The sequence below is a fragment of the Luteimonas sp. GW821-FHT14E02 genome (genome assembly GCF_058803905.1).
The window spans coordinates 320,286-345,837 of sequence record NZ_JBXAPK010000004.1; the positions used below are offsets into that span (position 1 = coordinate 320,286).

Here is a 25,552-nt window from a genome sequence, read left to right on the forward strand (position 1 = left end):
GATGCGAGAAGGTGAGGCGGTGAAGAACAGCTTCTCGCAGAGCATGGCGTGGTTGCACACCTGGGCTGGGTTGATCGTCGGCTGGATGCTGTTCGTGATCTTCGTCGGCGGCACCATCGCCTGCTTCGATACGGAACTCGATCGCTGGATGCGCCCCGGCATGGCTGTCGAAGCGCCTGCGCGACCGGCCGTCGACAGGCTCGTCGCCGAGCTGGAGAAAACCGATCCGGAAGCGCACGCCTGGTATCTGTATCTGCCGAGGGCACGTTTCCCCGCGATGAAGGCCGGCGCCTATCACGATGACGGCCGCTTCGAGATGCATGCCTACGATGCGGCGACCGGCAGGAGGCTGCGCGACACCGCCGGCGGCGAGTTCTTCTTCACGCTGCACTACAACCTGCATGCCGGCACGATCGGCATGTATCTGGTCGGAGTGGCCGGCATGATGATGCTGGTGGCAATCCTGACCGGGATCGTCATCCACAAGCGCATCTTCAAGGATTTCTTCCTGTTCCGTTTCCGGGGCGGCGGGCAGCGCGCCTGGCTGGACGGTCATAACATCACCGGCGTGCTCGGCCTGCCGTTCCACCTGATGATCGCCTACACGGGTGTCGCGATCTTCGTGGTCTCGTACATGACGGCTGGATTGCAGGCCGGTTATCGGGGCGACGCCGAGAAGTTCTACAAGGAGGCGGCGCCCTATACGCATCGCGAGGAAATGCACAGGCCTCCGCCTTCACGCGCGCCTTTGCAACCAATGATCGACGATGCGCGCAAGCGGTTGGGCGCTGATCCCTGGATCATCGCCATTGAGCATCCGAACGATGCCTCCACCGTGGTGAACGTCGCGCTCGATCACAGCCGTCACGTGGCGTGGAATTATCGCTCCGTCTATTACGACGGTATCACTGGTGCGTACATGGCCGGAGGCCAGAAGCCGAGCGGGGGCTATCACACCTATACCTTCCTCGGCGGCCTGCACATGGTGCAGTTCGGCGGGATGTTGTTTCGCTGGCTGTATTTCCTGCTCGGATTATCCGGATGCGTGATGCTGGCATGCGGCATGCAGGTTTGGCTGGAGAAGCGCGCCAGACGCGTGCGCGAGGCGGGTGTCGTGTCCGGCTATGGACTGGTACGCGCGCTTAACGTTGGTGTGGTGGCGGGCATGCCGCTGGCGGTCGTTTCGATGCTGTGGGCGAATCGCCTGCTGCCGGATGGGATCGCGGAGCGTGCAACGCAGGAGGTCCGGATCTTCTGCGCGGCGTGGATCGTTTCCGCATTGTGGGCATGCCTGCGCCTGAGGCGCGGCAATCCGTGGCGTGAGCTGTTCTTCGTGACGGCGCTGCTTTGTCTTGGCCTTCCGTTGTTGTCGATGGTGGTGGCGCCGGAAGGATCGTTGCTGCATGTCGTTCCGGCGGGCGCGTGGGCGGTTGCTTCTGTGGATTTTGTGCTGCTCGCGTTTGGTGTCGTTTTTGCATGGCTGGCACGGCGTGCGAGTCGAGTCGAAGACAGGCAGCAGGAGACTGTCCGAAACCGCGCGGAGGCATCGATATGAATCCGTATTGGCTTTGCGCCGGCCTGTCCATCGCCGGTTGGGCAGGCATCAGTCTTGCGCAGCCTCGGCATCATTTGGCGACGTTCGGTCGCGAGGCTGGTCGCTTGCGTGGCCGTGCTTTCGGTGCGATGGGCGTATTGCTGCAGATCGCATCGTTCGTGCTGCTGGTGCGTCGCGATGGCTGGGAATTCGGTCCGGTGTTGTGGACGGTGCTGTTGTGCCTTGGCGCGCTGGCGTGGGTGCTCGCGCACGCGTTCGATGCGCGTCGCGCGCCGTGGGTTTTATTGCTGGCGCCGGCCTGTGCGTTGGCGCCGGGCTGGTTCTGATCGCGGCTGCGGCGACGTTCCGGAATTGGCGAGACGCTGCAGGCGTGCGCCCTGATCATGCAAGGCATTGCGCAGCGCCGCCGGTGCGCGGATCTCGAAATCGAAGGGCAGGCGTGCGAGTTCGCGCGCGAACCAGTCCAGATCATCGATCTGCGCGAACAGGGTAACGCCATCGCCGTCGGGCTCGAAGATGCCGATCGTCTCGAATAGCGCGTCTTTCACTGTGGCCAGATCAGCAGCCAGGCGCACCTCGGCGGCATAGGCACGCGGCAGCGAGGCGAGGGAGAAGGCCAGATAGCCGAGCGCGTCGAATCCTTCCGGGCGTCTGAAGCTTCTCGGCAGCAATCCAACCTCTTCGATGCGGTCGAGACGGAACGAACGCACGTCCTGGCGCAGATGGCAGTGGCCGACCACATACCAGCGTCCGCCGCGCCAGGCCAGGCCATAGGGATCGAAATCGCGCTCGGTGGCGCCGCGCTGCGTGGTGCTGTAATGCAGGTGCACGCGCTGGCGTAACTGCGCGGCGGAACTCAAGGTCATCAGTGCCATGCTGCTGCCCGGCACGGCCGTTCCGGGCGACAGGTCCAGCGAGACGGTTTCGTCGATGGCGCGCACGCGCCGCTTCAGCGTGGTCGGCATGACGCGCTCCAGCTTGGCTTGCGCGCTGGCGACAGCGGGCGCGGCGTCGGTAAGCCCAAGGCCGCGCGCGGCCAGCAGTCCGACCGAGAGCGCCAGCGCCTCGTCGTCGGTGAACATCATCGGCGGCAACTTGAATCCGGCCACCAGGGCATAGCCGCCATAGCGCCCGCGTTCGGCCACGATCGGGATGCCGATCTCCTCCAGCATGGCGATGTAGCGGCGCAAGGTGCGGCCGTCGACGTCGATGCGGCGCGCAAGTTCCGAGCCCGACATGCGGCCATGGGCCTGCAGCAGCTCGAGCACGGCGAGGACGCGGAGGGTCGGGTGCTCCATGACGGTAGCGTAGCAACAAATTAGGTCTTAGATCAGCCTAATTGGATTTTAGTCTGTTCCCATTACGGCGCCGGGGGCTTGCTGCTGATGGTGCCGTATCCCGTTCCTTCGAAGGTTCACGCACAGGAGTCGCTCTCATGCGTCATTCGTTCCGCCTTGCCGGGGCTGTCGTTTCCGCCATGTTGTTGCTTGCCGTCGCCGGAATTGCCGGGGCCGCGCCACAAATGGAAGCATCCGCGCCACAAGCCGTCGCGCCGGGTCAGCCGGCTTCCGTTCGCGATTTCGATTTCCTGCGCGGGCATTGGTACGTGCGCAACAGGCGACTTCCGAAGCAGTTGCAAGGATCGAATGAGTGGGTGACGTCCACCGGCACTCTGATTGGCGTGCCGTTGCTGGATGGCATGGGCAATTACGACGAGTTGCGTTCCGATGAGACCGGCGCACTGGGGGTCTCGGTCCGGTTCTACAACAAGCAGGTCGGAGTATGGAGCGACTACTGGATCGCCCATCGCGACGGCGTGATGCAACCGCCGGTGCATGGCCGCTTCGTCGATGGCGTGGGCAGGTTCGAGGGCGAGGATACTCTGCAAGGCAAGCCCATACTCGTGCGCCAGCTGTGGACAGGAATCACGACCGCCACGCCACGTTGGGAGCAGGCGTTCTCGGGAGACGGCGGCAAGACCTGGGAAACCAACTGGGTGATGGATTTCGCGCGCACGCCCTTCCGTTGAATCACGAAAACGTTGGCATTCGTAAAAAGGGAGCAGGGAATGGAACACACCGCGCATTTGTGGCTGTTCTTCGTCATGGTCTTCGGCGTGGTGTTGCTGCCGGGACTGGACATGGCCTATGTGATGGCGAGCGCGCTGATGGGCGGACGCCGCACCGGACTGGTAGCGACCGCGGGCGTGATCGCCGGCGGAGTCTGTCATGTGGCGATGGGCGCGCTTGGCATCATGGCGGTATTGCGGCTGGTGCCGGCGGCGTTCAACGGCGTGCTATTGGCGGGCGCGCTGTACATCGCCTGGATCGGCTGGTCGCTGCTACGCAGCCGCGTCACGCTCGGTGAGTTGCCGTTGCAGTCGCGGCAACATTCGAAATTGGCGACGTTCCGGCAGGGCATGCTGACTTGTCTGCTCAATCCGAAAGCCTATCTCTTCATGCTCGCGGTGTTTCCGCAGTTCATCAAGCCGGAATACGGAGTGCTGTGGGTCCAGGCGGTGGTGATGGGCCTGATCATCGCCGTCACGCAGGCTGGCGTGTACGGCGGCATGGCGCTGGCGGGGGATCGCGTGAGGAGTTGGCTGGCCTCGCGCCCGGGCGCGGATGCGTTGCTCGCGCGGCTAGTGGGCGGCCTGCTGGTCGCGACCGCCGTCTTCACCGCCTACGAAGGCTGGCGTGGGATTTGAGTTACTCGACGATGCCTTTGGCTTCGGCGGTCGCGAGCGTTTCCGGATGTTCGATCCTGCGCCGCCGCGTCAGCAGCGGATGCACCAGCACCGCGCCGAGGATGATCGCCACACCGATGTAGAACTGCGGGCTGAGTTCCCGCTGTTCGCCCAGTAGCACGATTGCCAGCAGGATCGCGTAGATCGGCTCCAGGTTCACCGCCAACTGTGCCGCGAATGCGCTCATGTGGCGTAGGGCCACCAGCGACAGCGCGAACGGGAACAGCGTGCAGGCCATCGACAACGCCAGCAGCAGGCTGAAATCGTGCAGGTCCGGCAGCGCGAAGACATCACCGGCGAACGCCGGGAATACGAACGGCATCAGCGGCACACACAAGGTGAGCAGCAGAGTACCGGAGCCGAGTTCCAGCGCGGTGACGGTGAGCGCGTCGCCATGTTCCACAAAACGCTTGTTGAGCGAGCCGAACAAAGCCACCAGCAGCGCAGACAATGCGCCCACCGCGATGCCGAGGTGCATGCCGGCGGGCACGCCGCCGACCACCAGCGCCACGCCGGGCAGGACCGCGATCCCGAGCAGCACGTCGCGCCAGGAGAAGGGCCGTCGTGCCAGCCATGGTTCGAGCAGGGCGGTCATCGGTGTGCCGAGGGCGATGCAGGTGGCGCCGACCGAGGCGTTCGATAGTTTGATCGAGCCGTAGAAGGTCAGCCAGTGCAGGGCGACCAGCGCGCCGATGCCGGCGTAGGCGGCGATCAGGCGTGGCGGGAGCGCGCGCAGTCCGCGCCAGACTCGAGGCAGCAACGCCAGCGCGGCCGTTACCAGCAGCATGCGCCACCACACCAATGGCAGGGCCGGCAGGGTGATCAGCTTGCCCAGGATGGCGGTGAACCCCCACAGCACGACGCAGAGGTGGATCTGCCACTGGGCTTTGGCTACCGGCGTCATGTCGAAGCGCTAGTTGAGGGGCGTGCATTATCGCGTACCAGCGGGTGACAATAGTCGTCATGGCAACTGAATCCGGCGCGGCGCCGCTCGCCGCCACGCATCGGCCGTTCGACCGCGGCGACGCCAAGACGCTGGCGCTGTCCGCGCTCGGCGGGGCGCTCGAGTTCTACGACTTCGTCGTCTTCGTCTTCTTCGCCAAGACGCTCGGCGTTCTGTTCTTCCCGCCCGATACCGAGGCATGGCTGGCGCAGCTGCAAACCTACGGCATCTTCGCCGCCGGCTATCTGGCGCGGCCGCTCGGCGGCATCGTAATGGCGCATTTCGGCGATCTGGTCGGGCGTAAGCGCATGTTCACGCTAAGCGTCTTCCTGATGTCGGTGCCGACGCTGCTGATCGCGCTGCTGCCGACCTACGCGCAAGTCGGGGTGCTGGCGCCGATCCTGCTGCTGTTGCTGCGCATCGTGCAGGGCGTCGCGGTGGGCGGCGAGGTGCCGGGGGCGTGGGTGTTCGTCGCCGAGCACGTGCCGCGCAACCGTATCGGTTTCGCCTGCGCCAGCCTCACCGCGGGCCTCACCGTCGGCATCCTGATCGGTTCGCTGCTGGCGGCGTGGATCAACACGCATTACAGCGAGCAGGAAGTGGAAGCCTGGGTGTGGCGCATTCCGTTCCTGCTCGGCGGCGCCTTCGGCTTCATCGCCGTGTACCTGCGACGTTGGCTGAGCGAGACGCCGGTGTTCGCCGAGATGCGCGAGCGGCGGCAGCTCGCAGAAGGCTATCCGGTGCGGGAAGTGCTGGCGCGTCATCGTGGCGGCGTGGCGATCTCGATGCTGGTGTCATGGATGCTGACCGCGGCGATCGTGGTGGTGATCCTGATGACGCCAACCCTGGTGCAGCGTTCGTTCGGCTTGCCCGCGGCACTGGCGTTCCACGGCAACAGCGTCGCCACGGCGGCGTTGGCGATTGGCTGTCTCGTGTTCGGATGGGCGGCGGACCGCTTCGGCGTGACCCGTGCGTTGCTGGTAGGGGCGGTTGGATTGTCGGTGAGCACTTATGCGTTGTACGCACAACTCGCTTCCGGATCGCAGGCGCATTTCATCGGGCTGTACGCGCTGGCGGGCTTCTTCGCCGGCACGGTCGGCGCGGTGCCGACGGTGATGGTGGCGGCGTTTCCGCCTTCTGTTCGCTTTTCAGGCTTGTCGTTCTCCTACAACGTCGCTTATGCCATCTTCGGCGGCATCACGCCGCCGCTGGTCGGATGGCTGTCGCAGGTGCTGGGCGGCGTGGCGCCCGCGCACTACGTCGCGTTGACTTGCGTGATCGGTGCCATCGTGGCGCTCGTGCTGTTGCGGCGGCCGTTGCCGGAAACTTGAGTCGGGCGGCGCGCGAGGCTCAGAGCAAGGTGTGCAGCGCCATCGCCGCCACCGGATTGCGTTCCTTGGCGGCGCTGATGAAATAGATGAAGACATCGCGTGGCGTAGACGCGGTCGATAGTTTCGGCTCGATGCGAGGCAGATCGTCGGGTTCACCGCCGGCGGCCCAGGCGTGCGCCCGCTTCGCCCATTGCGCGAGCGCGGAGGCTTCGTATCCGGTGGCGATATCGGAACGCGAGCGCATCAACCGCGCATAGACGAAGTCGGCGGTGACGTCCGCGAAGGAAGGATATTCGGTGGAGTCGGTGAACACCGTCGCCATGCCATGGGCGCGGGCGAGAGCGAGATAGGAGGGATTGACGAAATCGCCATCGCGCACGTCGAGGACGTGTCGCAGGCTGCGTCCATCTGCTTGCTTGGGCAGCAAGTCCAGAAAGGCGGCGAAATCATCGGCGTCGATCTTGCGCCCCACGTCGAATTGCCAGACCAGCGGGCCGAGTCGATCGCCCAGTTCGACGATTCCGCCGATGAAGTCCTCCACCTGCACGCGCGTACTCGCGAGCTTGCGCGACTCGGCGATGCGTTTCGGCGCCTTGGCCGAGAACACGAAGCCCGCCGGCGTCTCATCGCGCCATTTCGCATACGTCGCCGGTTTCTGCGTGCCGTAGTAGGTGCCGTTGATCTCGATGGCGGTCAGCTGCCGGCTGGCGTATTCCAGTTCGCGCCGTTGCACCAGTCCCTGCGGGTAGAAGGCGCCGCCGCGCCAGGGCGCGTAGGTCCAGCCGCCGATGCCGGTGCGGATGCCTTGGACAGGGCGCGGAGTCGAATCGAACAGTTCGGTCATTTCAGTAGTTCTGGACAAGTGCGTAGACGCCTTGGACGACTTTCGCCATGCGCTCGTAATCGAGCTTGTCGTAGGTGTCGCCGGATTGGTGGTAATTCGGGTTCCGCAGGAAGGCGGTATCGGTGATCATGATTGCCGGGAATCCTTCCCGCCAGTAGCTCAGGTGATCGGAGAAATCGATCCCTTGCACCAACAGCGGGGGCGCGTTGATGGAATGCACGGGCAGATCGGTTGCTCCCGAGAGGATGGCCTTGGCGTGCCGTGTCGATTTGAAGCCGGAAAGCTTGCCCACGATGGCGATGAAATTGCCGCGATCCGGGTAGAGGCGGGACATCGCAGGAACCGGATAGCGCTGGCTGCCGGGCTGATCCGAAAAATAGCCGATCATTTCCAGCGAGATCATTAATTCCACTTCGCGCTTGCCGGTGCGCAGCGAGTGCGCGTGCCAGGCACTTCCCATGTGCCGCGTGCGGAAATGCGGCGGCTCTTCAAGCGTATAGGCGATGAGTTCGACCGGCCGGGTGGGCGGGTTGCTGCCGAGAAGGCGGGCCAGTTCGAGGAGGCCGGCGATGCCGCTCGCGTTGTCATCGGCACCAGGAGTATGGCTTTGTGGCGTGACTTCAGGAGCAGTTTCGTCGCCGTGGGAGTCGTAGTGAGCGCCAATCACGAGCAATGGTCCGGTGTCCGGTCCGAACCTGGCGATGACGTTCCTGTATTTCTCGCCTTCGACCAGGACTTCCTGGGTGGAGATGTTCGTGCCCGTTTCGCGCAACCTCGCCTCGATGTAGTCGGCCACGAGATCGAGCTGCTGCCGCTGATCGAAGCTGCGCGGGAACAGGTCGACGGAAAGATGCCGAGTGTGCGCTTCGAGCCGTTTGGGGTCGGCGGGCGGCGGTCGCGAAGCAATGGGCCGCGCCAACGGCTGGACGACAGCGAATACTCCCGCAGCGGCCAGGACCAGGCAAAGCACGGCTCCCTTCAGCAGGGCACGGACACGCATGGGGGCACGCTTGTGTGGCGAAAGTCGAATCCTACAATCGTCAGGCCTTCCAGGGATCGTAGCTTCCGAACCACCAAAGATGGCCTTCCGGATCGCGGCAGGAATAGCCGCGGCCGCCGTAATCCTGGTCGGCGATGTCCATGAAGATCTGCGCGCCGGCGGCCTTGGCGCGGGCGTAATGCGCATCGGTGTCCTTGACGATGACACAGGCGCTTTGCGTTTCGCGCATGCCGATCTCGTCCGGTTGCGCGATCTGCCGGCCCCATTCGCTGGCGCTGTCGGCGGAACCGAGCATGATCATGCCGTTGCCGAAAGTGAGCTGGGCGTGCATCACGGTATCGCCGTCGGCGTAGACGGCTAGCTTCTCGAAGCCGAAGGCATCGCAAAGCCAGTCGATCATCTTCAGGGCATCGCGGTAGCGCATCGCCGGAATGATGGTGGCGACGGTGTCGGCAGCCTGGGACATGGGGACCTCCATGGCGCTGGAGCGCTGGTCTGCTGACAGGATACTCGCGTGGCGAGGATCCGATGGATGCGCCGCAGCATCCGGCCGGGACTACAATGGATTCTTTACGTCCGGATGAGGGTTGGGAATGTCCGCCATGCCGCTGCTGTTGCGCTCGTGCTGTGTCGTTCTCCTGCAGGTTTCGGTCGCGTTCGCCGCCTCGGCGGCGGAAGCGCGGCCGGAGCCGGCTCAAGGCAACGAGCCGTTGCCGCCCGCGCAGATGCTCGACTTCGACGCCTACGTCGAATCGGTGCGCAAGCAGTTCAATATTCCCGGCATCGCGGTGGCCATCGTCAAGGACGGCGGGATCGTCTTCGAGAAGGGATATGGCGTGCGCAAGATCGGCGACAACGCACCTGTCGACGAGCACACGATGTTCGCCATCGCCTCGAACACCAAGGCTTTTACAGCGGCGTCGCTCTCGATCCTGGCGGACGAGGGCAAGCTCTCGCTCGACGATCGCGTGGTCGATCATCTGCCATGGTTCCGCATGTCTGATCCCTACATCACCCGCGAGATGCGGGTACGCGACCTGTTGGCGCATCGCAGCGGCCTGGGTCTTGGGGCGGGGGATCTGTTGTTCTGGCCGGCAACCACCTACAGCACGCGCGAGGTCGTGGAGCGTCTGCGCGACGTGCCGATCAAGAATGGATTCCGCGACCGCTACGCCTACGACAACATCCTCTTCGGCGTCGCGCAGCTGGTGATCGAGACGGTCAGTGGCATGTCCTACGAACAGTTCCTGCGTACCCGCATTCTTGGGCCGCTGGGCATGGCCGAAACTCGTTTCAACAGCGATTACGTGAAGCCCGGCGACAACGTCGCCACCGGCCACGCGCTGTTCGATTTCAAGGATCTCAAGCCCGTGGCGCCGCTGACGTGGTCGAACGTGGCGGGTGCCGGCGGGTTGTACTCCAGCGTGCATGACATGAGCAAATGGATGCGTGTGCAGCTCGACGGCGGCGTGATCGAAGGAAGCGGCGACACCACCAAGCGCCTCTTCAGCGAGAAGCGGCAGCGCGAGATGTCATCGGTGATCACGCCGATCCCGATTCCGAAGCCTGCCGTGCCCGAATTGGCGGCGGCGGTGCCCAATTTCCTCGGGTACGGCGAAGGCTGGCAGCTGAGCGACTATCGCGGGCAGAAGCTGGTCTGGCATACCGGCGGCTGGCCCGGCATGGTGTCGCGGTTGACGCTGGTGCCGTCGAAGAAGCTCGGCGTGATCGTTCTGACCAACCAGGAGGTCGGCGCCGCCTTCAACGCGGTGACGCTACGCGCGCTCGATGCCTATCTGGATGCGCCGAAAACCGATTGGGTGGCCGCCTATGTCGCTGCCGTGGCGAAGGCCAAGGGCGATGCCGACGAGAGCTGGAAGAAGCATCTCGCTGCACGTGATGCCGCATCCAAACCTTCGCTGCCGCTGATGAAGTACGCGGGGACCTACCACGATGCGTGGTACGGGGATGTGGTGATCTCCTCATCCGGAAAGGGCCTGCAGCTGCAATTTGCAAAAACCGCACAGTTGCTTGGCGATCTCGAGCACTGGCAGCACGATACTTTCATCGTGCGCTGGCGTGACCGCAGCCTCAACGCGGATGCGTTCCTGAGCTTCGCGCTCGATCCGGATGGAAAGATCGTCGATGCCCGGATGCAGGCGATCTCGCCGCTGACCGATTTCAGCTTCGATTTCCAGGATCTGCGGCTGGTTCCGGCCAAATCGGCCGACGGCGGCAAGGAATAGTTGCCGGAAATGCGCGTTCCATGCAAAAAAGCATGAAACGCAGGAGATACGTGTGCGCTGGATGAGATAATCCGGGGCTGCAAAGGAGTCGCACATGATCTTCCGCCGGTTCGAGTCCCTCATCGACATCTTCGCCAAGACCGGCGACGAGATGCCGCCGCGCAGCGTGTGGCGCTTCTACTGGCACTACCTGCGGCAGGTGAAGGGCATTCTCGCGACGGTGTGCGTGCTGGGATTCTTCGGCGCGCTGGTGGAAGTCGCGCTGTTCGAATTCCTCGGCCGGCTGATCGATCTCGCCAACGCCGCGCCGTCCGAGGATTTCTTCACGAGCCATGGCCGTGAATTGATGTGGATGGCCTTCGTCGCCTTGATCGCACGGCCAATCCTGTTCAGCCTGCACGACCTCCTGGTGAACCAGGCGCTGGTGCCAGGATTCACCGCGCGCGTGCGCTGGCAGCAACACCGCTACGTGGTGCGGCAGAGCCTGTCGTTCTTCCAGAACGACTATGCCGGACGCATCGCCAACCGCATCATGCAGACCGGTGCGTCGTTGCGGGAATCGGCGGTGCAGGTGGTCGATGCGATTTGGCACGTGCTGATCTACACGGGAACCGCGCTGGTGCTGTTCGCGCAGGCCGATCCCTGGCTGATGCTGCCTCTGGCGGTGTGGGCGGTCGGCTACGTGGCGCTACTGGCATTCTTCGTGCCGAGGACGAAAGAGCGGTCGTGGCTGGCTTCGCAGGCGCGCTCCCGTTTCATGGGGCGCGTGGTGGATGGATACACCAACATCGCCACGCTCAAATTGTTCCCGCACGTCGAGCGCGAGGATGCCTATGTGGCCGAGGCCGTTGCCGACAACGCCGACAAGCTGCGCAGCATGACGCGCCTGACCACGGCCATGGATTTCAGTATCACCTGTCTCAACGGACTGCTGATCGTGAGCACGTCCGGCCTGGCGCTGTGGCTGTGGAGCAAGGGCGCGATCACCACCGGCGCGATTGCATTGACGACAGGCCTGGTGATCCGCATCAACAACATGTCCGGATGGATCATGTGGGTGGTGAACGGCATCTTCGAGGCGATCGGCACGGTGCAGGATGGCATGCAGACCGTGGCGCAGCCGCACACGGTGATCGATCGGGAAGATGCGAAGCCACTGCAGGTCACGCGCGGCGAAGTGCGTTTCGAGGATATCCATTTCCACTACGGCCGCATGCCCCATGATAGCAGGGGTGGGGTGATCGCGGGGCTCGAACTGACGGTGAAACCCGGTGAGCGCATCGGCCTGGTCGGGCCGTCGGGTGCCGGAAAGTCGACGCTGGTCAACGTGTTGCTGCGGCTGTATGACCTGGAGGCCGGCCGCATCCTGATCGACGGGCAGGACATCGCCGGCGTCACCCAGGAAAGCCTGCGCGGACAGATCGGCGTGGTGACGCAAGACACGTCACTGCTGCATCGCTCCATTCGCGACAACCTGCTGTACGGCCGCCCGGGCGCGAGCGAGGCCGAAGTGGAGGCCGCCGTGCGAAGCGCGCGTGCAGAGAGCTTCATCGCCTCGCTGGTCGATGGCGAGGGCCATACCGGCTACGAAGCGATGGTCGGCGAGCGCGGCGTGAAACTGTCGGGCGGGCAACGCCAGCGCATCGCCATCGCGCGCGTGCTGCTGAAGAATGCGCCGCTCCTGCTGCTGGATGAGGCAACGTCCGCGCTCGACTCGGAAGTCGAGGCCGCGATCCAGGACAACCTGGACACGTTGATGGAAGGCAAGACGGTGATCGCAATCGCGCACCGGTTGTCGACCATCGCGCGCATGGATCGTCTGGTGGTGATGGATCAGGGACACATCGTCGAAACCGGCACGCATGCCGAGTTGATCGAGCGGGATGGTCTGTATGCGCGCCTGTGGCGGCGCCAGACAGGTGGGTTCGTGGCGGTGGAGGCCTGAGGATTCCGGAGCCGGGAACTTGATTCCCGGCTGAAGATTACGCGAAACGGCCAAGGATTTACGCCGAATTTACGGGGCTGGATGGTGCGGCACATATCGGCTTTACGTGCGTCCGAACGAAAATTTCACCGTGCCCGATCGGGGCAGTTTTCATTCGGAAACAAGCATGTTGTCCCAGACATTTTCCGGCCGCCGCGTCGCTCCAATGACGCTCGCAGTGGCTTGTGCAGGTATCTTGTCGTTCTCGGCTGCCTTTCGCGCCGATGCGGTGACCGTCAGCGGCACTGCCGCGCTGACCACCGATTACGTGTGGCGCGGCACCACCCAGACCCAGGGTGACCCGGCGATACAGGCCGGTTTCAAGATCGCCGGCGATTCCGGCTTCTATGGTTCGGTCTGGGGCTCGAACGTCGAGTTCGCGCCCGAGACCCACGCCAGCAGCGAATTCGATTTCACGGTCGGCTGGAGCGGCAATGTCGCCGAGGATTGGGCGCTCGACGTCAACGTCCTGCATTACGCCTATCCGTCGACCACCACGGATCTCAATTGGACCGAGCTCAACGGAACCGTCACCTGGAAGAACAACTATTGGGCTTCGCTCGGAGTATCCAATGAGGCGCTCGGCTACGACGAAAGCGGGGTCTATGGTCTTGTCGGCGCGCGCCTGCCCGTCAACGACCGGTTGCGGTTCGAAGCCACGCTGGCGCACTACGCGCTCAAGGATCTCAACGATGATCGCCGTGACGACGATTACACGCACGGCTCGCTGAGTGCGATCTGGGCCTTCGCCAAAGCCGACTCCGGTCCTCTCATCGAAGCGCGTTTGACCGCGCACGGGACCGATTCGAAAGCAAAGGATTTCTTCGGCGACAAATACGCAGGCAGCCGCATTGAAGCGGCCCTGCAAGCGTCATTCTGAGAGGAGTAGTGCCATGCCTGGCTGGCTTGCATTGTTGTGCGGCATTGCCGTCATCGTCGCAGGTGCCTACCTGCTGTTCGTGATCCTGTTCCCCGAGCGCTTCTGAGCGAAGCGCCGGGAACAAGGATGTCTCCAATGAGATTCCGTCATGACTGAAGCAGTATTGATCTTCGCGCTCGCCATCGTGCTGGGTTGGCCCTTGGGGCGCTACCTGGCCGCGGTGATGCGTGGTACGCCGATGCGCATCGATCGCGTATTCGGGTTCATCGAAAAACCGTTGTACGCCCTATTGGGCATTCGCTTCGATGCGAACGGCCATGCCCGCGGCATGTCCTGGCGCGGCTATGCCTTGGCCTTCCTGATCAGCAATCTGGTCGTGGGCCTGGTCGTCTGGGCGCAGTTCATGACCCAGGTCTGGCTGCCGCTGAATCCGGATGCCGTTCCGAACATGCGCTGGGATCTGGCGCTGCACACGATGGTGTCGTTCCTCACCAACACCAATCAGCAGCATTATTCGGGGCAGGCGCAGCTGTCGTACCTGTCGCAGATGGTGGGCATCGTCGGCTTGCAAGTGGTGACGCCGATGATGGGGCTTGCCCTCGTCGTGGCCACACTGCGGGCACTGTTTGGCGGACGCGATTCGCGTGCCGCTGACGGAAAGGCCGAGGAAGGCCATCGTGAAACCAGTGGCGATGTCGATGTCGGCAACTATTTTGTCGATGTGGTGCGCGCGACGGTGCGCTTCATGCTGCCGATCTGTCTGGTGTGGAGCCTCCTCCTCGCGAGCCAGGGCGTGCCCGCGACGTTGCAGAGTGGGCCAAGCGCCGTTCCCGTGGATACCAGCGCGGGCATGAAGGAGCAGAAGATTCCGCTTGGCCCGGTGGCGCCGATGGTGGCGGTGAAGCAGCTCGGCACCAATGGCGGCGGCTGGTATGGCCCCAACAGCGCGGTGCCTCTGGAGAATCCGACACCGCTGTCCAATCTGCTGGAAACGCTCGCGATCATCCTGATCCCGATAGCGGTGGCCTTCATGGTCGGGCCGTTCACGAGGCGGCGTAAGTTCACGGTACTGGTTTTCGGTTCGATGCTGCTGATGTCGGTGCTGTCGACTTCGATCGCGATCTGGTCGGAAGCCCATTCCGCAACGAGTACCGACATCGCATTGATGGAGGGCAAGGAGACGCGCTTCGGTGCCGATGCTTCGGCGTTGTGGGCGGCGGTCACCACGCAAACCTCGAATGGCTCGGTCAACGCTATGCACGATTCGCTCAGCCCGCTCACCGGCGGTGTGGCGATGGTCGACATGCTGGTGAACGCGATCTGGGGTGGAATCGGCTGCGGTCTACAGCAGTTCATTGTCTACCTGCTGCTGAGCGTGTTCCTCGCCGGCCTGATGACGGGCCGCACGCCGGAACTGTTCGGCCGCAAGATCGAGGCGCCGGAAGTCCGATTGTTGGCGTTGCTGATCCTGCTGCAGCCATTGGTGGTACTCGGATTCACCGCGATAGCGCTGGCGATTCCGTCGATCACCGGCAACTCCAACCCGGGATTCCACGGCATCAGCCAGGTGTTCTACGAGTACACCTCGGCCTTCGCCAACAACGGTTCCGGTTTCGAGGGCTTGGGTGATAACACCTACTGGTGGAACCTGAGCTGCGTCGCGGTACTGCTGCTTGGCCGTTATCCCGCGCTGATCGTGCCGCTGATCGTGGCCGCCAAGCTTGCCCGCAAGCGGCAGGCGCCGGAAAGCGCCGGCAGCCTGCATATCGAAACCCCGACCTTCGCGCTGACACTGGTCGCGGTGATCGCCATCCTCACGGTGCTGCAGTTCATGCCGGCACTGGTGCTGGGGCCGGTCGCCGACCATCTGTCGCTTGCCGTGCATTGAGTAACGACGCCATGAATACAACTTCTCCACAGCAAAAGACACGCCGCGACCATCCGGCACTGGTCGACAGTGTCGCGCTGCGCAGCGCACTGCGCGACAGTTTCCTCAAGCTTTCGCCGCGCGCGCTGGTCAAGAGCCCGGTGATGGCGGTGGTCTTCGGCGGCACGCTACTGGCCGCGATCATCACGATCGCGGGGCAGGCGCCGGCCGGCTTCGGCTGGGCGGTGACGCTGATCCTGTTCGTCACGGTGTTGTTCGGAAATTTCGCCGAAGCGATCGCCGAGGCGCGTGGTCGTGGCCAAGCGGCATCGTTGCGCCGTGCGCGCAAGGATCTGATCGCGCGTCGCGTCGATACCAAGCTTCCGGGCAAGGAAAGCAAGATCGCGGCGGCGGAACTTCGTCCAGGCGATCTGGTGATCGTCTCGGCGGGTGAACTGATCCCCGCCGATGGCGAGATCATCAAGGGCGTGGCGACGATCAACGAGTCCGCCGTCACCGGCGAATCCGCACCCGTGCTGCGCGAGGCCGGCACCGATCGTTCCGGCGTCATCGGCGGCACCAAGGTGCTGTCCGACGAGGTTTTGATCAAGGTCACGGCCGAACCCGGTCAGAGCTTCCTCGACCGCATGATCGCCCTCGTGGAAGGTGCCAATCGGCAGAAAACGCCGAACGAGATCGCGCTGACGATGCTGTTGGCTGCAATGACGCTCACCTTCCTGATTGTGGTGGTGACGCTGCCGGCGATCGGCGCCTTCGTTGGCGTCAAGGTCGATCCGCTGCTGTTGATCGCGCTGCTGGTGTGCCTGATTCCGACGACGATCGGCGGCCTCTTGCCAGCGATCGGCATCGCCGGCATGAATCGGGCGCTGTCCGCCAACGTGCTGGCGAAATCTGGCAAGGCGGTGGAAGTGGTAGGGGACGTCGACGTGCTGCTGCTCGACAAGACCGGCACGATCACGCACGGCGATCGCCAGGCCACCGCGTTCCATCCGATGGCCGGCATCGACATCGAGCAACTGCGCGAGGCGGCGTTGCTGTCCTCGCTCGCAGATCCAACGCCGGAAGGCAAATCGATCGTGAAGCTGGCTCGAGAGCAGGGCTGCGATGTGGCGGAGCCCGAGCGGGCGGACTACATGCAGTTCACGGCGCAGACGCGCATGTCGGGCGTGGACGTGGGGGATCGCGTGATCCGCAAGGGCGCGGGAGATGCGATCGGCAAGCATGTGCTCGCACAAGGTGGCGTTGTCTCGCCGGAGCTTGAGGGCCGCGTGGCCCAGGTCGCGCGCGGCGGCGCGACGCCGCTGGTGGTGGCCGAAGGCAAGCATGTTCTCGGTGTGGTGGAACTGTCGGATGTGGTGAAGCATGGCGTGAAGGAGCGTTTCGCGCGGCTGCGCGCGATGGGCGTGAAGACGGTGATGATCACCGGCGACAATCCGCTCACCGCCGCTGCGATCGCCGCCGAGGCGGGTGTCGACGATTACATCGCCGAGGCCAAGCCGGAGGACAAGCTCGCCAAGATCCGTGAGGAGCAGGCCCGCGGCCGCCTCGTGGCGATGGTGGGCGACGGCACCAACGACGCGCCGGCATTGGCGCAGGCCGACGTCGGCCTGGCGATGAATTCCGGCACGCAGGCGGCGAAGGAAGCCGGCAACATGGTCGATCTCGATAGTGATCCGGCCAAGCTGCTGGCCGTGGTCGAGGTCGGCAAGCAGCAGCTGATCACTCGCGGCGCGCTGACCACGTTCTCGCTGGCCAACGATGTGTCGAAGTATTTCGCCATCCTGCCGGCGCTGTTCGCGGCCGCGTTGCCGCAGATCGCCGCGCTCAACGTCATGCGTCTGTCGAGCCCGTCGAATGCGGTGCTGGCGGCGCTGATCTTCAACGCGTTGATCATTCCGGCCCTGATCCCGCTGGCGCTTCGCGGCGTGCGCTTCAAGCCCGCCAACGCCGTGGTGTTGTTGCGCCGGAACATGCTGCTGTACGGCGTCGGTGGCGTGATCCTGCCGTTCGCCGCGATCAAGTTGATCGACATGCTGCTCGTCCTGTTTGGAGCCTGATTATGAATCCCTCCCTTCAATCGCTGGATGATGGCCGCCTGCTGCGCGGGTCGGTCGCTCTTGCCGCCGCCACACTGATCGGCGCCGGCCTGCTGTATTCCCTGGCCGGAACTGGCCTTGGCCGCGCACTGTTTCCCGCGCAGGCGACCGGCAGCCTTGTCGAGCGCGATGGCGTCATCGTTGGTTCGGCGCTGGTGGCGCAGCCATTTACGGATGCACGTTATTTCCAGCCGCGTCCTTCCGCCGCGAACTACGATCCGATGGCTGCCGCCGGTAGCAACCAGGCACGCACCAATCCGGATCTGCGCAAGCGCATCGAGGAGACGGTGGCCGCGGTGGCGGCACGCGAAGGCATCGTCGCGGCGGATGTGCCGGCGGAACTGGCGACCCAGTCGGGCGGTGGTCTCGATCCCGACATCTCGCCCGCCGGTGCGCGGGTGCAGATCGCGCGCGTCGCCAAGGCGCGCGGCTTGGCGCCGGACGTCGTCGCAAAGCTGGTCGATGAACATACGCGCAGGCGGCAGTTCGGTGTGCTGGGCGAGCCGCGTGTCAATGTGCTCGAACTGAATCTTGCCCTGGATGCCCGGCGGTGACGCTTTCCCGTCTCCCTTCGGGAGAGGGGCTCGAATAGCGCACAATTAGCCCATGACAGACCCGCGCCAAGCCCAGGCCGACGCCCTCGTCGGTGAACTCCGCCGCCAGGGCGCGGGTCGGCTGACGATCTTCCTCGGCGCCGCGCCCGGTGTCGGCAAGACCTACACCATGCTGTCGCGCGCGCGCGAGCTGAAGAAGCAGGGCGTCGATGTCGTCGCCGGCATCATCGAAACGCATGGCCGCGTCGAGACCGCCGCGCTGCTCGACGGTCTGGAGCAGATGCCGCGGAAGAAGATTCCCCACCGCGGTACTACGCTGGAGGAACTCGATCTCGACGCACTAATCTTGCGAAAGCCCGCCGTCGTGCTGGTGGACGAGCTCGCCCATCGCAATGCGCCCGGCAGCCGTCACGAGCGGCGCTGGCAAGACGTGAACGAGTTGCTCGACGCCGGGATCGACGTCTACACCACGATCAACATCCAGCACCTGGAAAGCCTCAACGATGTCGTGCACCGCATCACCGGCGTGCGTGTCAGCGAGACGGTGCCGGACAGCGTGTTCGATCGCCTGCGCGACATCGTACTGGTCGATCTGCCGCCGCGTGAACTGATCCAACGCCTGAAGGACGGCAAGGTTTACGTCCCCGAGCAGGCGCTGCAGGCGTTGCAGGCGTTCTTCTCGCCCTCGAATCTGGCCGCGCTGCGCGAACTGGCGATGCAGACCGCGGCCGATCGCGTCGACAGCGATCTGCGTGAGACGCAAGTCGCGCGCGGCCTCCCGGGTGTCAGCCTGCGCCGCAGCGTGATGATCGCGGTCGATGGTCATGGGCAGTCCGAATATCTGGTGCGAGTGGGGCGGCGCATCGCCGAGCGGCGCGCGGCGCCGTGGATCGTGGTGACGGTGAATCGTGGCCGCGCACAGGGCGAGGACGTGCAACGCGAAATCGATCGCGCTTTCGCACTGGCACGCAGGCTCGGCGGCGAGGCCGTGGTGCTGCACGGCAACAGCATTGTCGACGCGTTGCTGGATCACGCCGGGCAGAACGGTGCTTCCACCATCGTGCTCGGCCGCACACGCGAGCGCCCGTGGGCGCGCATGATCAACCGCACGCTGACGCAGCAGCTGCTGCAGCGCGGTGCGCATCTGGAGCTGACCATCATCAGCACGCCGGAGGCGAGAGCGCAGTCGCGGCGCCGGCTGCGCGACCGCATCGGCGTGAGCAAGTCGACCTGGAGCGATACCGCCATCGCGGTGCTGGGAAGCGCCCTGGCCACGGGATTCGCGGCATTGGCCGAGCGCTGGGTGGGGCTCGACGACCTGTCGATGGTGTTCATCGTCGCGGTGCTGCTGGTGGCCGCGCGCACGCGCATGCGTTCGGCGATGCTGGCCGCGGTCTTGTGCTTCCTCGCCTACAACTTCTTCTTCATCGAACCGCGCTTCACGTTCTTCATCGGTGCGCGCCAGGGTCTGGTCACGGTGTTGCTGTTCCTGATGGCGGCCGTTGTCGCCGGACGTCTGGCATCGCGGTTGCGCCAGCAGGTGATCGCGTTGCGTGCGGCGAATGCGCATGCGATCGCGTTGCAGGAGTTGGGCCGGCAACTGGCCAGCGCCGCCGACCTGGGACAGGTGATGCAGGCCGCGCGCGCGGCTTTCCGCAGATCACTGGATGCCGCTGTCTGGATCCGGTTGGGCGAGCGCGACGACATTCCTTCTGGCATTCCCGCGCCGAGCGACAAGGATCGCGCCGCCGCCGACTGGGCATTGCGCAATCGCCAGCCGGCAGGGCGTTTCACCGACACGCTTTCGGCGTCGGATTGGTGGTTCCTGCCATTGCCGGGCGAACACGAGGGGCGTGGCTTGTCTGGAGCGCAGGGCGTGGTCGGACTGCGCTTCGGCGAACACGCGGCCACGCTTGGCGCGGAACGCCGCCGGCTTGCCGAGGCGATGGTCGACGACATCGCGCAAGCCGTATTGCGCACACATCTGGTCGGTGATCTGGAAGCGGCGCGGGTCAGCGAGGAAACCGAACGCTTGCGTTCGGCGCTGTTGTCGTCGGTATCGCATGACCTGCGCTCGCCATTGGCCTCGATCATCGGCGCGGCCAGCAGTCTCGACAGTTATGGCGAGGCGATGGGGCCGGAGGATCGCCATGGCCTGCTCGAAACGATCCGTCTGGAAGGCGAGCGCCTGGATCGCTACATCCAGAATCTGCTCGACATGACGCGCCTCGGTCACGGCGGCCTGTCGCTCAACCGCGATTGGATCGGTGTGGACGAACTGATCGGATCGGCGATGACGCGCCTGCAGCGTTATCAGCCCGGCGTGCGTTTCGATGTCGCTCTCGCCGACGGGCTGCGGCCGATCTGGGTGCATCCGGCCCTGATCGAGCAGGCGCTGTTCAACGTGATGGAGAACGCGGCCAAGTTCTCGCCGCCTGGCGAAGCGATCGGCGTCGAGGCGCGGCTGGTGAATTCTGTGGCGAATCCCGCGCAGGCGACAGGATGGGGCACGGGACAGATCCTGCGCATCGATGTGCGCGATCGCGGCCCTGGCATTCCGGAAGAGGAACGCCGTCGCATTTTCGACATGTTCTACAGCGTGGAGCGTGGCGATCGCGGTCGCGAGGGTACCGGCCTCGGATTGACGATCACGCGTGGCATGATTGGCGCGCATGGCGGCGAGGTGGAGGCCTTACCTGGCCTTGACGGGCGCGGCACTATCATCCGCATTACATTGCCGTTGATCGAGCCGCCACGCTCCGAGGAACAAGACAGACTGCCGCATGGAGATCAGTAAAGTTCCGCAAGCGAATCGTCCTTCCCCGGCAAGCAGGAAAAGCATGTGCTTCGAGGTGCCGCATGAGCAATGAAACCACTGCTTCCGTGCCTCCGGCGCGCATCCTGGTGATCGACGACGAGCCGCAGATCCGACGTTTTCTCGACATCAGCCTGCGCTCGCAGGGATATGGCGTGGAGCTTGCCGAGAACGGCAAGAACGGCCTGTCCGCGCTTGCCACGCACGGCGCGGACCTGGTGATCCTGGATCTCGGCCTGCCCGATCTGGACGGGCATGAAGTCCTGCGCACGCTGCGCGAATGGTCGCAGGTGCCGGTGATCATGCTCACCGTGCGCGCGGGCGAGGCGGAGAAGGTGTCCGCGCTCGACGGCGGTGCGAACGATTATGTGACCAAGCCGTTCGGAATCCAGGAGTTGATGGCGCGCGTGCGCAATCTGCTGCGCCTGCATGCCGCGCCGTCCGAATCGCTGCCGCAGTTCGACGATGGCACGCTGCATATCGATCTGGCGCGTCGCGAGGTGCGCCTGTCGGGCGAGGCCGTTTCCCTGACGCGCAAGGAATTTGCGTTGTTATCGCTGTTGCTGCGCAATGCCGGCCGCGTGGTCACGCAACCGCAATTGCTGCGCGAGGTCTGGGGTCCGACGCATCAGGAGGACACGCATTACCTGCGTATCCTCGTCGGGAAACTGCGGCAGAAGCTTGGAGATGACGCTTCGTCGCCGCGCTATATCGCCACCGAGCCCGGAGTGGGGCTGCGATTCATCGAGGCTACATCCCAATCCTCTTCCCGCGAGCGGGACAAGGGTTGAAACAAGAACGACATCACTAAAACCCCTCTCCTGCGAGCAGGAGAGGGGTTGGGGCAGTGCAGGTTCTACCCCTCACTCGATGGGCTGATCCAGCATCAGCTGCCGCACGAACCGCACCGGCGGCGCGCCGTAGGACAGTACCTTGTCGTTGTAGGCCTTCAGGTTGAACTTGTCGCCGAGCTTGGCCTCGACGGCCTTACGCGTATCGAAGTGTTCCTGCACGCCGACGAAATACGTCGGCAGCTGCGTCGACGACAGTTGCGCGCGTACCCACTTGCCGGCCGCTTCGCGTTCTTGTTGGAACGCTTGCTTGGTCATCAGTTCCATCGCCTGCTCGCGCGTCCAGCCGTCCACGTGCACGCCCTGGTCGAGGATGGCGTTGGAGATCGTGCGCAGATAGAACTTCAGCTGCACCAGCTTGAACAGCGGATCGCCGCCGAGATAACCGGCATCGGTCATCATTTTCTCGGTGTAGACGGCCCAGCCTTCCGCGAACAGGCCCGAGCGCAGCACCGCCCGCAGTGTCGATGGGAACTGCGCCGAATGCGCGCCCTCGAGGTAATGCCCGGGCATCGCCTCGTGGATCGACAGCAGGTGGATCATGCGGTTGTTGTATTCGCGCAGGAACGATTCGACCTGCTCATCGCTCCAGTCATCCGGAATCGGAGAAATCGCGTAATAAGTGTCCAGGCCCTTGTCGAGCGGTCCAGGAGAATCGCAGTAGGCCACGGAGAATCCGCGCTGGAATTCCGGCATCAGGATGATCTTGACCGGATCGTTCGGCACGGTAACGAGATTCTTCTCGCGCGTGAAGGCGGTGGCCTGTGCCAGCGTCTGCTTGGCGAAATCGACGACCTGATCGCGCTTGGGATGCTCTTGGTAGGCCAGTTCGAGCGCGGCCTCGATCGCCTTCTGCTGTTGCTCGGGCGTGGGCTGCGCCGGCATCTCGGGCGCGTTGGGCTTGTCCTTCAGCACGGTTTGCGCGATGCCGTACATTTCCTCGCGCACGCGCTTCATCTCGGCTTCGGCGCGCTGGCGGATCTCGGTGCGGGACAGCGCTGAATTGAGCGAGAACTTCAGCTTCTGGTCGTAGTTCGCCGCGCCGATGCGGAAGTCGCCCTTGGCGTTGGGGACGAGCGTCTTGTCGAGCCAGGTCTGCTGTTCGGCGACGGCCTTGCGCAGGGCGGCCACTGCGTCGTCGAGCTGCTTGCGGTCATCACCCGAAAGTTTGTCGGCGTTCGGCGTGATGAACTGGTCGATCAGTTCCAGCAGGCCGTTGTTCTGCTTCGCCACGGTTTCGGCGTGGATCTTGGGTACGCGCGCCGGATCGAGGTTCTCGCGCATTTGTGCGAACAATCCCGGGATCTTGCCCATGCGCACGGTCGCGGATTTCAGTCGCTCCGGAATCGGTGCGAATTCGCGCGCCATCAGGTTGTAGATCGCGCCGCCCGCCAGGCCGCTGTAGATCTGCGGATCCCAGGCCCAGCTCTGCAGGGTGTCGGTGCTCCAGATGTCGCCCTGCAGCTGGTTGCGCAGGATCAGCGCGTCGACCTGGTTCTCGCGCGAGAGTTGCTTGGCGTCGATGGCATCCAGCTCGGCGAGGAGTTTCTTGTTGAACTCCAGCGCCTTCTGCCGGCCAGCGGCGCTGAGGTCGTCGACTTCACTGTCGAAGCGATGATCGCCAACCTGTGTGGCGTTGATCGGGTTCAGCTGCAGCCAGCCTTCGAGCCAGCGCTTGGAGAGGTCGGCGAAAGCGCGATCGGCCTGCGAAGGCTGCGTGGCTGTGGCGGATTCGGGCTTCCCGCTGTCGGCGGGCGCGGCATTCTGGGATTGCGGCTGGCAAGCGGCCAGCGCGACGGTCAGAAGGGCGAGGGGCAACAAATGTTTATGCATTGCGGGTTCCGGAAGCGACGAATGGGGCGCGGACGCGAGCGCCGGCGCGCGGCCGATAGCCTGCGGCAGCGCATGCGCAGCGCGCAAGTGCAATAGGTGCGACCGGAAGTCCGAAAGCGTATCTTGTAAGCCCCATGACTTGCTGGAGAGCGCATCATGAAATATCAGGGGAGCTGCCATTGCGGCGCGATCGCTTTCGATCTCGACGGCGATGCTGGCAAGGTCGATGAAGCGATCGATTGCAATTGCTCGATGTGTCGCCGGAAAGGCGCCTTGCTCGCCGCGTTCCCGCGTGAAGCCCTGACGCTGACGACACCGGAAGCGGAGATGGGCACCTATACCTTCAACAAGCATCACATCCAGCATCATTTCTGCCCGAAATGCGGTGTCGCGCCTTTCAGCGAAGCCGAGAATCCGACGACGGGCGCGAAAATGACGATGGTGAACCTGCGTTGCCTGCCGGATGTCGATCTGTCGGCCGTGAAGGTGACGCATTTCGATGGCGCCAGTTACTAGCATTACGGAAATACCGTTTGGTTGACCCGATATCCCTGCGGGAGAGGCGGCAGCGATCAGGGCGCAGATGGCCATTGGCCGATGCGGGCCAACAGGCGCGGATAACCCCGTTTGCCGGTGTCGAGCGTTGGCAGCGGCGATACGTCATCAGGCGTGGACTTCGGGAGAACGAAATGCGCGACACCGTGAAGTGGGCCGTACCGTTGCTGGCGATGGGCTTGCTCGCCGCCTGCAGCAAGCATGAGGAAGCGGCAGTGCTGGGGGGCGGGTATGCGACAGCGGCTTCCGCTCCGATGCGTGAAGTGGCGATGGCGGATGCCGCCGCGAACGGTGCGGCGAGCGCCGCTCGCGAAAGGGCAATGCTGGCCTACGAACACGATGTCGAGATCCGGTTGCCGGCCGGCGAGATTCCGGCCCGCCTTCAGGCCGCGCAGGCCGCCTGCAACAACAGCAAGTTCGGCGAATGCGTCGTGCTCAATGTCAGCCAGCGCGGAGGTGACGCGTTGCCCGGCGGGAGCCTGACAGTGCGGATCGTGCCGGCGGGCGTCGAACCGATGATCAAGCTGGCCAGCGCGGACGCCGAACTGGGCAATCGCAGCACGCGTGCCGAGGATCTCGCCGTGGTCGTGCGCGACAACAATGTCGCGCAGACGCGGCTGCGCAAGGAACTCGAACGCTTGCGGGAATTCCAGGAGCGCCGCGATCTCGCCGTCGCCGACATGATCGCGCTGTCGAAGCAGATCGCGGAATCCGAAGCGCAGCTGGAAGCGGCCGAGCAGGAAGGCGCGCAGCACAAGCGCAGGATCGATACGCAGCTGTTGACCTTGAACTTCCAGCCGCCAGGCGGGGAGAGCGGTCGCAGCGAGATCGGACAGGCGTTCCGCGATTTCGGAGAAATCCTCTCCTCGGGCACGGCATGGCTGATCCGCGCATTCGCGTTCCTGATTCCGCTTGCGGTGCTGCTGACCGTGCTCGTGGTCGTGGTGCGGCGGATGCGCAGGCGCAAGCATCAATAAGCGAGACTCGTCACACGTCACTCGGGTTTCGCCGAGGTGATGTGCGGCGGGCTCGGATGGCCCAGGAGGTGCGTGTCGATCCTCCCGGGCTTATTCGTCCTCATCGTCCTCGAACTCGACCAGCGCATCGAGATCGAACGCCAGCACTTCCACCGCGTCGCGAACCCTGCGCTCGGTGGAAGGATTCGGCACGTCGATTTCGATCTCGTGGACCTGCGGTCCTTCGACATCGCTGAGTCCGGCGGAACTGGAGTCGACATCGTCCATGTGCGGCATCAGATCGTCGATCTCCTCCACGTGCTCGATGCCGTCCAGGCTCTGCAGCAGGTTCATCACCGCGCGCACGGCATCGTCGCTGCCGGTGAGTCGGATACGGAGCAGGGACATGTTCTGACCTCGCCCATCGTGGGATGGCCGCAGGCTAGGCACGGTGGGGCTAAGTCGGTGTGATGGC

General features: G+C 64.2%; 23 protein-coding genes. 16 read left to right on the forward strand and 7 right to left on the reverse strand.

Annotated features, from left to right (window positions below):
• The first annotated feature begins 1 nt into the window (after position 1).
• Both AC1RNP_RS09160 and AC1RNP_RS09165 read left to right on the forward strand, forming a co-directional pair.
• On the forward strand, positions 2 to 1,555 hold the full coding sequence (locus AC1RNP_RS09160; RefSeq protein ID WP_493050938.1) for a PepSY-associated TM helix domain-containing protein: 1,554 nt from the start codon (positions 2 to 4) through the stop codon (positions 1,553 to 1,555).
• Positions 1,552 to 1,881 (forward strand): DUF3325 domain-containing protein, encoded by a 330-nt coding sequence (locus AC1RNP_RS09165; RefSeq protein WP_493050939.1) that lies wholly within the window; start codon positions 1,552 to 1,554, stop codon positions 1,879 to 1,881. Before AC1RNP_RS09160 ends, AC1RNP_RS09165 begins: the two co-directional genes overlap by 4 nt.
• On the opposite strand, the gene AC1RNP_RS09170 is transcribed toward AC1RNP_RS09165, so the two are convergent.
• Positions 1,837 to 2,853, reverse strand: coding sequence for a helix-turn-helix transcriptional regulator (locus AC1RNP_RS09170; RefSeq protein ID WP_493050940.1), 1,017 nt, complete (start codon positions 2,851 to 2,853; stop codon positions 1,837 to 1,839). The two genes, AC1RNP_RS09165 and AC1RNP_RS09170, sit on opposite strands and share 45 nt — an antisense overlap.
• Before the next feature lie 137 nt (positions 2,854 to 2,990).
• On the opposite strand from AC1RNP_RS09170, the gene AC1RNP_RS09175 reads away from it, so the two are divergent.
• Together AC1RNP_RS09175 and AC1RNP_RS09180 are read left to right on the forward strand one after the other, a co-directional pair.
• Positions 2,991 to 3,584 (forward strand): hypothetical protein, encoded by a 594-nt coding sequence (locus AC1RNP_RS09175; protein WP_493050941.1) that lies wholly within the window; start codon positions 2,991 to 2,993, stop codon positions 3,582 to 3,584.
• A 39-nt stretch (positions 3,585 to 3,623) separates the two neighbouring features.
• Positions 3,624 to 4,262 (forward strand): LysE family translocator, encoded by a 639-nt coding sequence (locus tag AC1RNP_RS09180; protein WP_493050942.1) that lies wholly within the window; start codon positions 3,624 to 3,626, stop codon positions 4,260 to 4,262.
• A 1-nt stretch (position 4,263) separates the two neighbouring features.
• Here the strand turns inward: AC1RNP_RS09180 and AC1RNP_RS09185 are convergent, their stop codons facing one another.
• Entirely contained in the window at positions 4,264 to 5,205 is a 942-nt protein-coding gene (locus AC1RNP_RS09185) for a DMT family transporter (protein WP_493050943.1), read from the reverse strand.
• A 59-nt stretch (positions 5,206 to 5,264) separates the two neighbouring features.
• Between AC1RNP_RS09185 and AC1RNP_RS09190 the strand changes: the two genes are divergently transcribed.
• Entirely contained in the window at positions 5,265 to 6,575 is a 1,311-nt protein-coding gene (locus tag AC1RNP_RS09190; protein ID WP_493050944.1) for an MFS transporter, read from the forward strand.
• 19 nt (positions 6,576 to 6,594) lie between these two features.
• Here the strand turns inward: AC1RNP_RS09190 and AC1RNP_RS09195 are convergent, their stop codons facing one another.
• The 3 genes from AC1RNP_RS09195 to AC1RNP_RS09205 all read right to left on the reverse strand — a co-directional run bounded on the left by AC1RNP_RS09195 (position 6,595) and on the right by AC1RNP_RS09205 (position 8,885).
• Complete coding sequence (locus AC1RNP_RS09195; protein ID WP_493050945.1) at positions 6,595 to 7,419, reverse strand: DUF72 domain-containing protein; 825 nt, start codon at positions 7,417 to 7,419, stop codon at positions 6,595 to 6,597.
• Between the two features lies 1 nt (position 7,420).
• Positions 7,421 to 8,215, reverse strand: coding sequence for a M28 family peptidase (locus tag AC1RNP_RS09200; protein ID WP_493050946.1), 795 nt, complete (start codon positions 8,213 to 8,215; stop codon positions 7,421 to 7,423).
• Between the two features lie 244 nt (positions 8,216 to 8,459).
• The gene (locus tag AC1RNP_RS09205; RefSeq protein WP_493050947.1) at positions 8,460 to 8,885 is read right to left on the reverse strand and encodes a VOC family protein; all 426 of its coding nucleotides are present in this window, start codon (positions 8,883 to 8,885) and stop codon (positions 8,460 to 8,462) included.
• Between the two features lie 127 nt (positions 8,886 to 9,012).
• Between AC1RNP_RS09205 and AC1RNP_RS09210 the strand changes: the two genes are divergently transcribed.
• From AC1RNP_RS09210 to AC1RNP_RS09250, 9 genes are all read left to right on the forward strand, one after another.
• Positions 9,013 to 10,665, forward strand: coding sequence for a serine hydrolase (locus AC1RNP_RS09210; RefSeq protein WP_493050948.1), 1,653 nt, complete (start codon positions 9,013 to 9,015; stop codon positions 10,663 to 10,665).
• Between the two features lie 94 nt (positions 10,666 to 10,759).
• A complete protein-coding gene (locus AC1RNP_RS09215) occupies positions 10,760 to 12,610 on the forward strand; it encodes an ABC transporter ATP-binding protein (RefSeq protein ID WP_493050949.1) in 1,851 nt (616 codons plus the stop codon).
• A gap of 166 nt (positions 12,611 to 12,776) precedes the next feature.
• Positions 12,777 to 13,529 carry a TorF family putative porin gene (locus tag AC1RNP_RS09220; protein WP_493050950.1) on the forward strand — a complete coding sequence of 251 codons (753 nt, stop codon included), beginning with the start codon at positions 12,777 to 12,779 and terminating at the stop codon, positions 13,527 to 13,529.
• Positions 13,530 to 13,542: 13 nt separating this feature from the next.
• Complete coding sequence (locus AC1RNP_RS09225) at positions 13,543 to 13,635, forward strand: potassium-transporting ATPase subunit F (RefSeq protein ID WP_226469742.1); 93 nt, start codon at positions 13,543 to 13,545, stop codon at positions 13,633 to 13,635.
• Positions 13,636 to 13,677: 42 nt separating this feature from the next.
• Positions 13,678 to 15,417 (forward strand): potassium-transporting ATPase subunit KdpA, encoded by a 1,740-nt coding sequence (kdpA, locus tag AC1RNP_RS09230; protein WP_493050951.1) that lies wholly within the window; start codon positions 13,678 to 13,680, stop codon positions 15,415 to 15,417.
• A gap of 11 nt (positions 15,418 to 15,428) precedes the next feature.
• Complete coding sequence (gene kdpB / locus AC1RNP_RS09235) at positions 15,429 to 17,474, forward strand: potassium-transporting ATPase subunit KdpB (protein WP_493050952.1); 2,046 nt, start codon at positions 15,429 to 15,431, stop codon at positions 17,472 to 17,474.
• 2 nt (positions 17,475 to 17,476) lie between these two features.
• Positions 17,477 to 18,067, forward strand: coding sequence for a potassium-transporting ATPase subunit KdpC (kdpC, locus tag AC1RNP_RS09240; protein ID WP_493050953.1), 591 nt, complete (start codon positions 17,477 to 17,479; stop codon positions 18,065 to 18,067).
• A gap of 52 nt (positions 18,068 to 18,119) precedes the next feature.
• The gene (locus AC1RNP_RS09245; protein ID WP_493050954.1) at positions 18,120 to 20,864 is read left to right on the forward strand and encodes a DUF4118 domain-containing protein; all 2,745 of its coding nucleotides are present in this window, start codon (positions 18,120 to 18,122) and stop codon (positions 20,862 to 20,864) included.
• A 62-nt stretch (positions 20,865 to 20,926) separates the two neighbouring features.
• On the forward strand, positions 20,927 to 21,673 hold the full coding sequence (locus tag AC1RNP_RS09250) for a response regulator (RefSeq protein WP_493050955.1): 747 nt from the start codon (positions 20,927 to 20,929) through the stop codon (positions 21,671 to 21,673).
• A gap of 72 nt (positions 21,674 to 21,745) precedes the next feature.
• Here the strand turns inward: AC1RNP_RS09250 and AC1RNP_RS09255 are convergent, their stop codons facing one another.
• The gene (locus AC1RNP_RS09255) at positions 21,746 to 23,566 is read right to left on the reverse strand and encodes a DUF885 domain-containing protein (RefSeq protein WP_493050956.1); all 1,821 of its coding nucleotides are present in this window, start codon (positions 23,564 to 23,566) and stop codon (positions 21,746 to 21,748) included.
• Between the two features lie 156 nt (positions 23,567 to 23,722).
• Between AC1RNP_RS09255 and AC1RNP_RS09260 the strand changes: the two genes are divergently transcribed.
• Both AC1RNP_RS09260 and AC1RNP_RS09265 read left to right on the forward strand, forming a co-directional pair.
• Positions 23,723 to 24,082 carry a GFA family protein gene (locus AC1RNP_RS09260; RefSeq protein WP_493050957.1) on the forward strand — a complete coding sequence of 120 codons (360 nt, stop codon included), beginning with the start codon at positions 23,723 to 23,725 and terminating at the stop codon, positions 24,080 to 24,082.
• A gap of 173 nt (positions 24,083 to 24,255) precedes the next feature.
• The gene (locus AC1RNP_RS09265) at positions 24,256 to 25,098 is read left to right on the forward strand and encodes a DUF4349 domain-containing protein (protein ID WP_493050958.1); all 843 of its coding nucleotides are present in this window, start codon (positions 24,256 to 24,258) and stop codon (positions 25,096 to 25,098) included.
• Between the two features lie 90 nt (positions 25,099 to 25,188).
• Here AC1RNP_RS09265 and AC1RNP_RS09270 read toward each other — a convergent pair whose 3' ends face one another.
• Entirely contained in the window at positions 25,189 to 25,485 is a 297-nt protein-coding gene (locus AC1RNP_RS09270; RefSeq protein WP_493050959.1) for a hypothetical protein, read from the reverse strand.
• Positions 25,486 to 25,552: the final 67 nt, after the last annotated feature.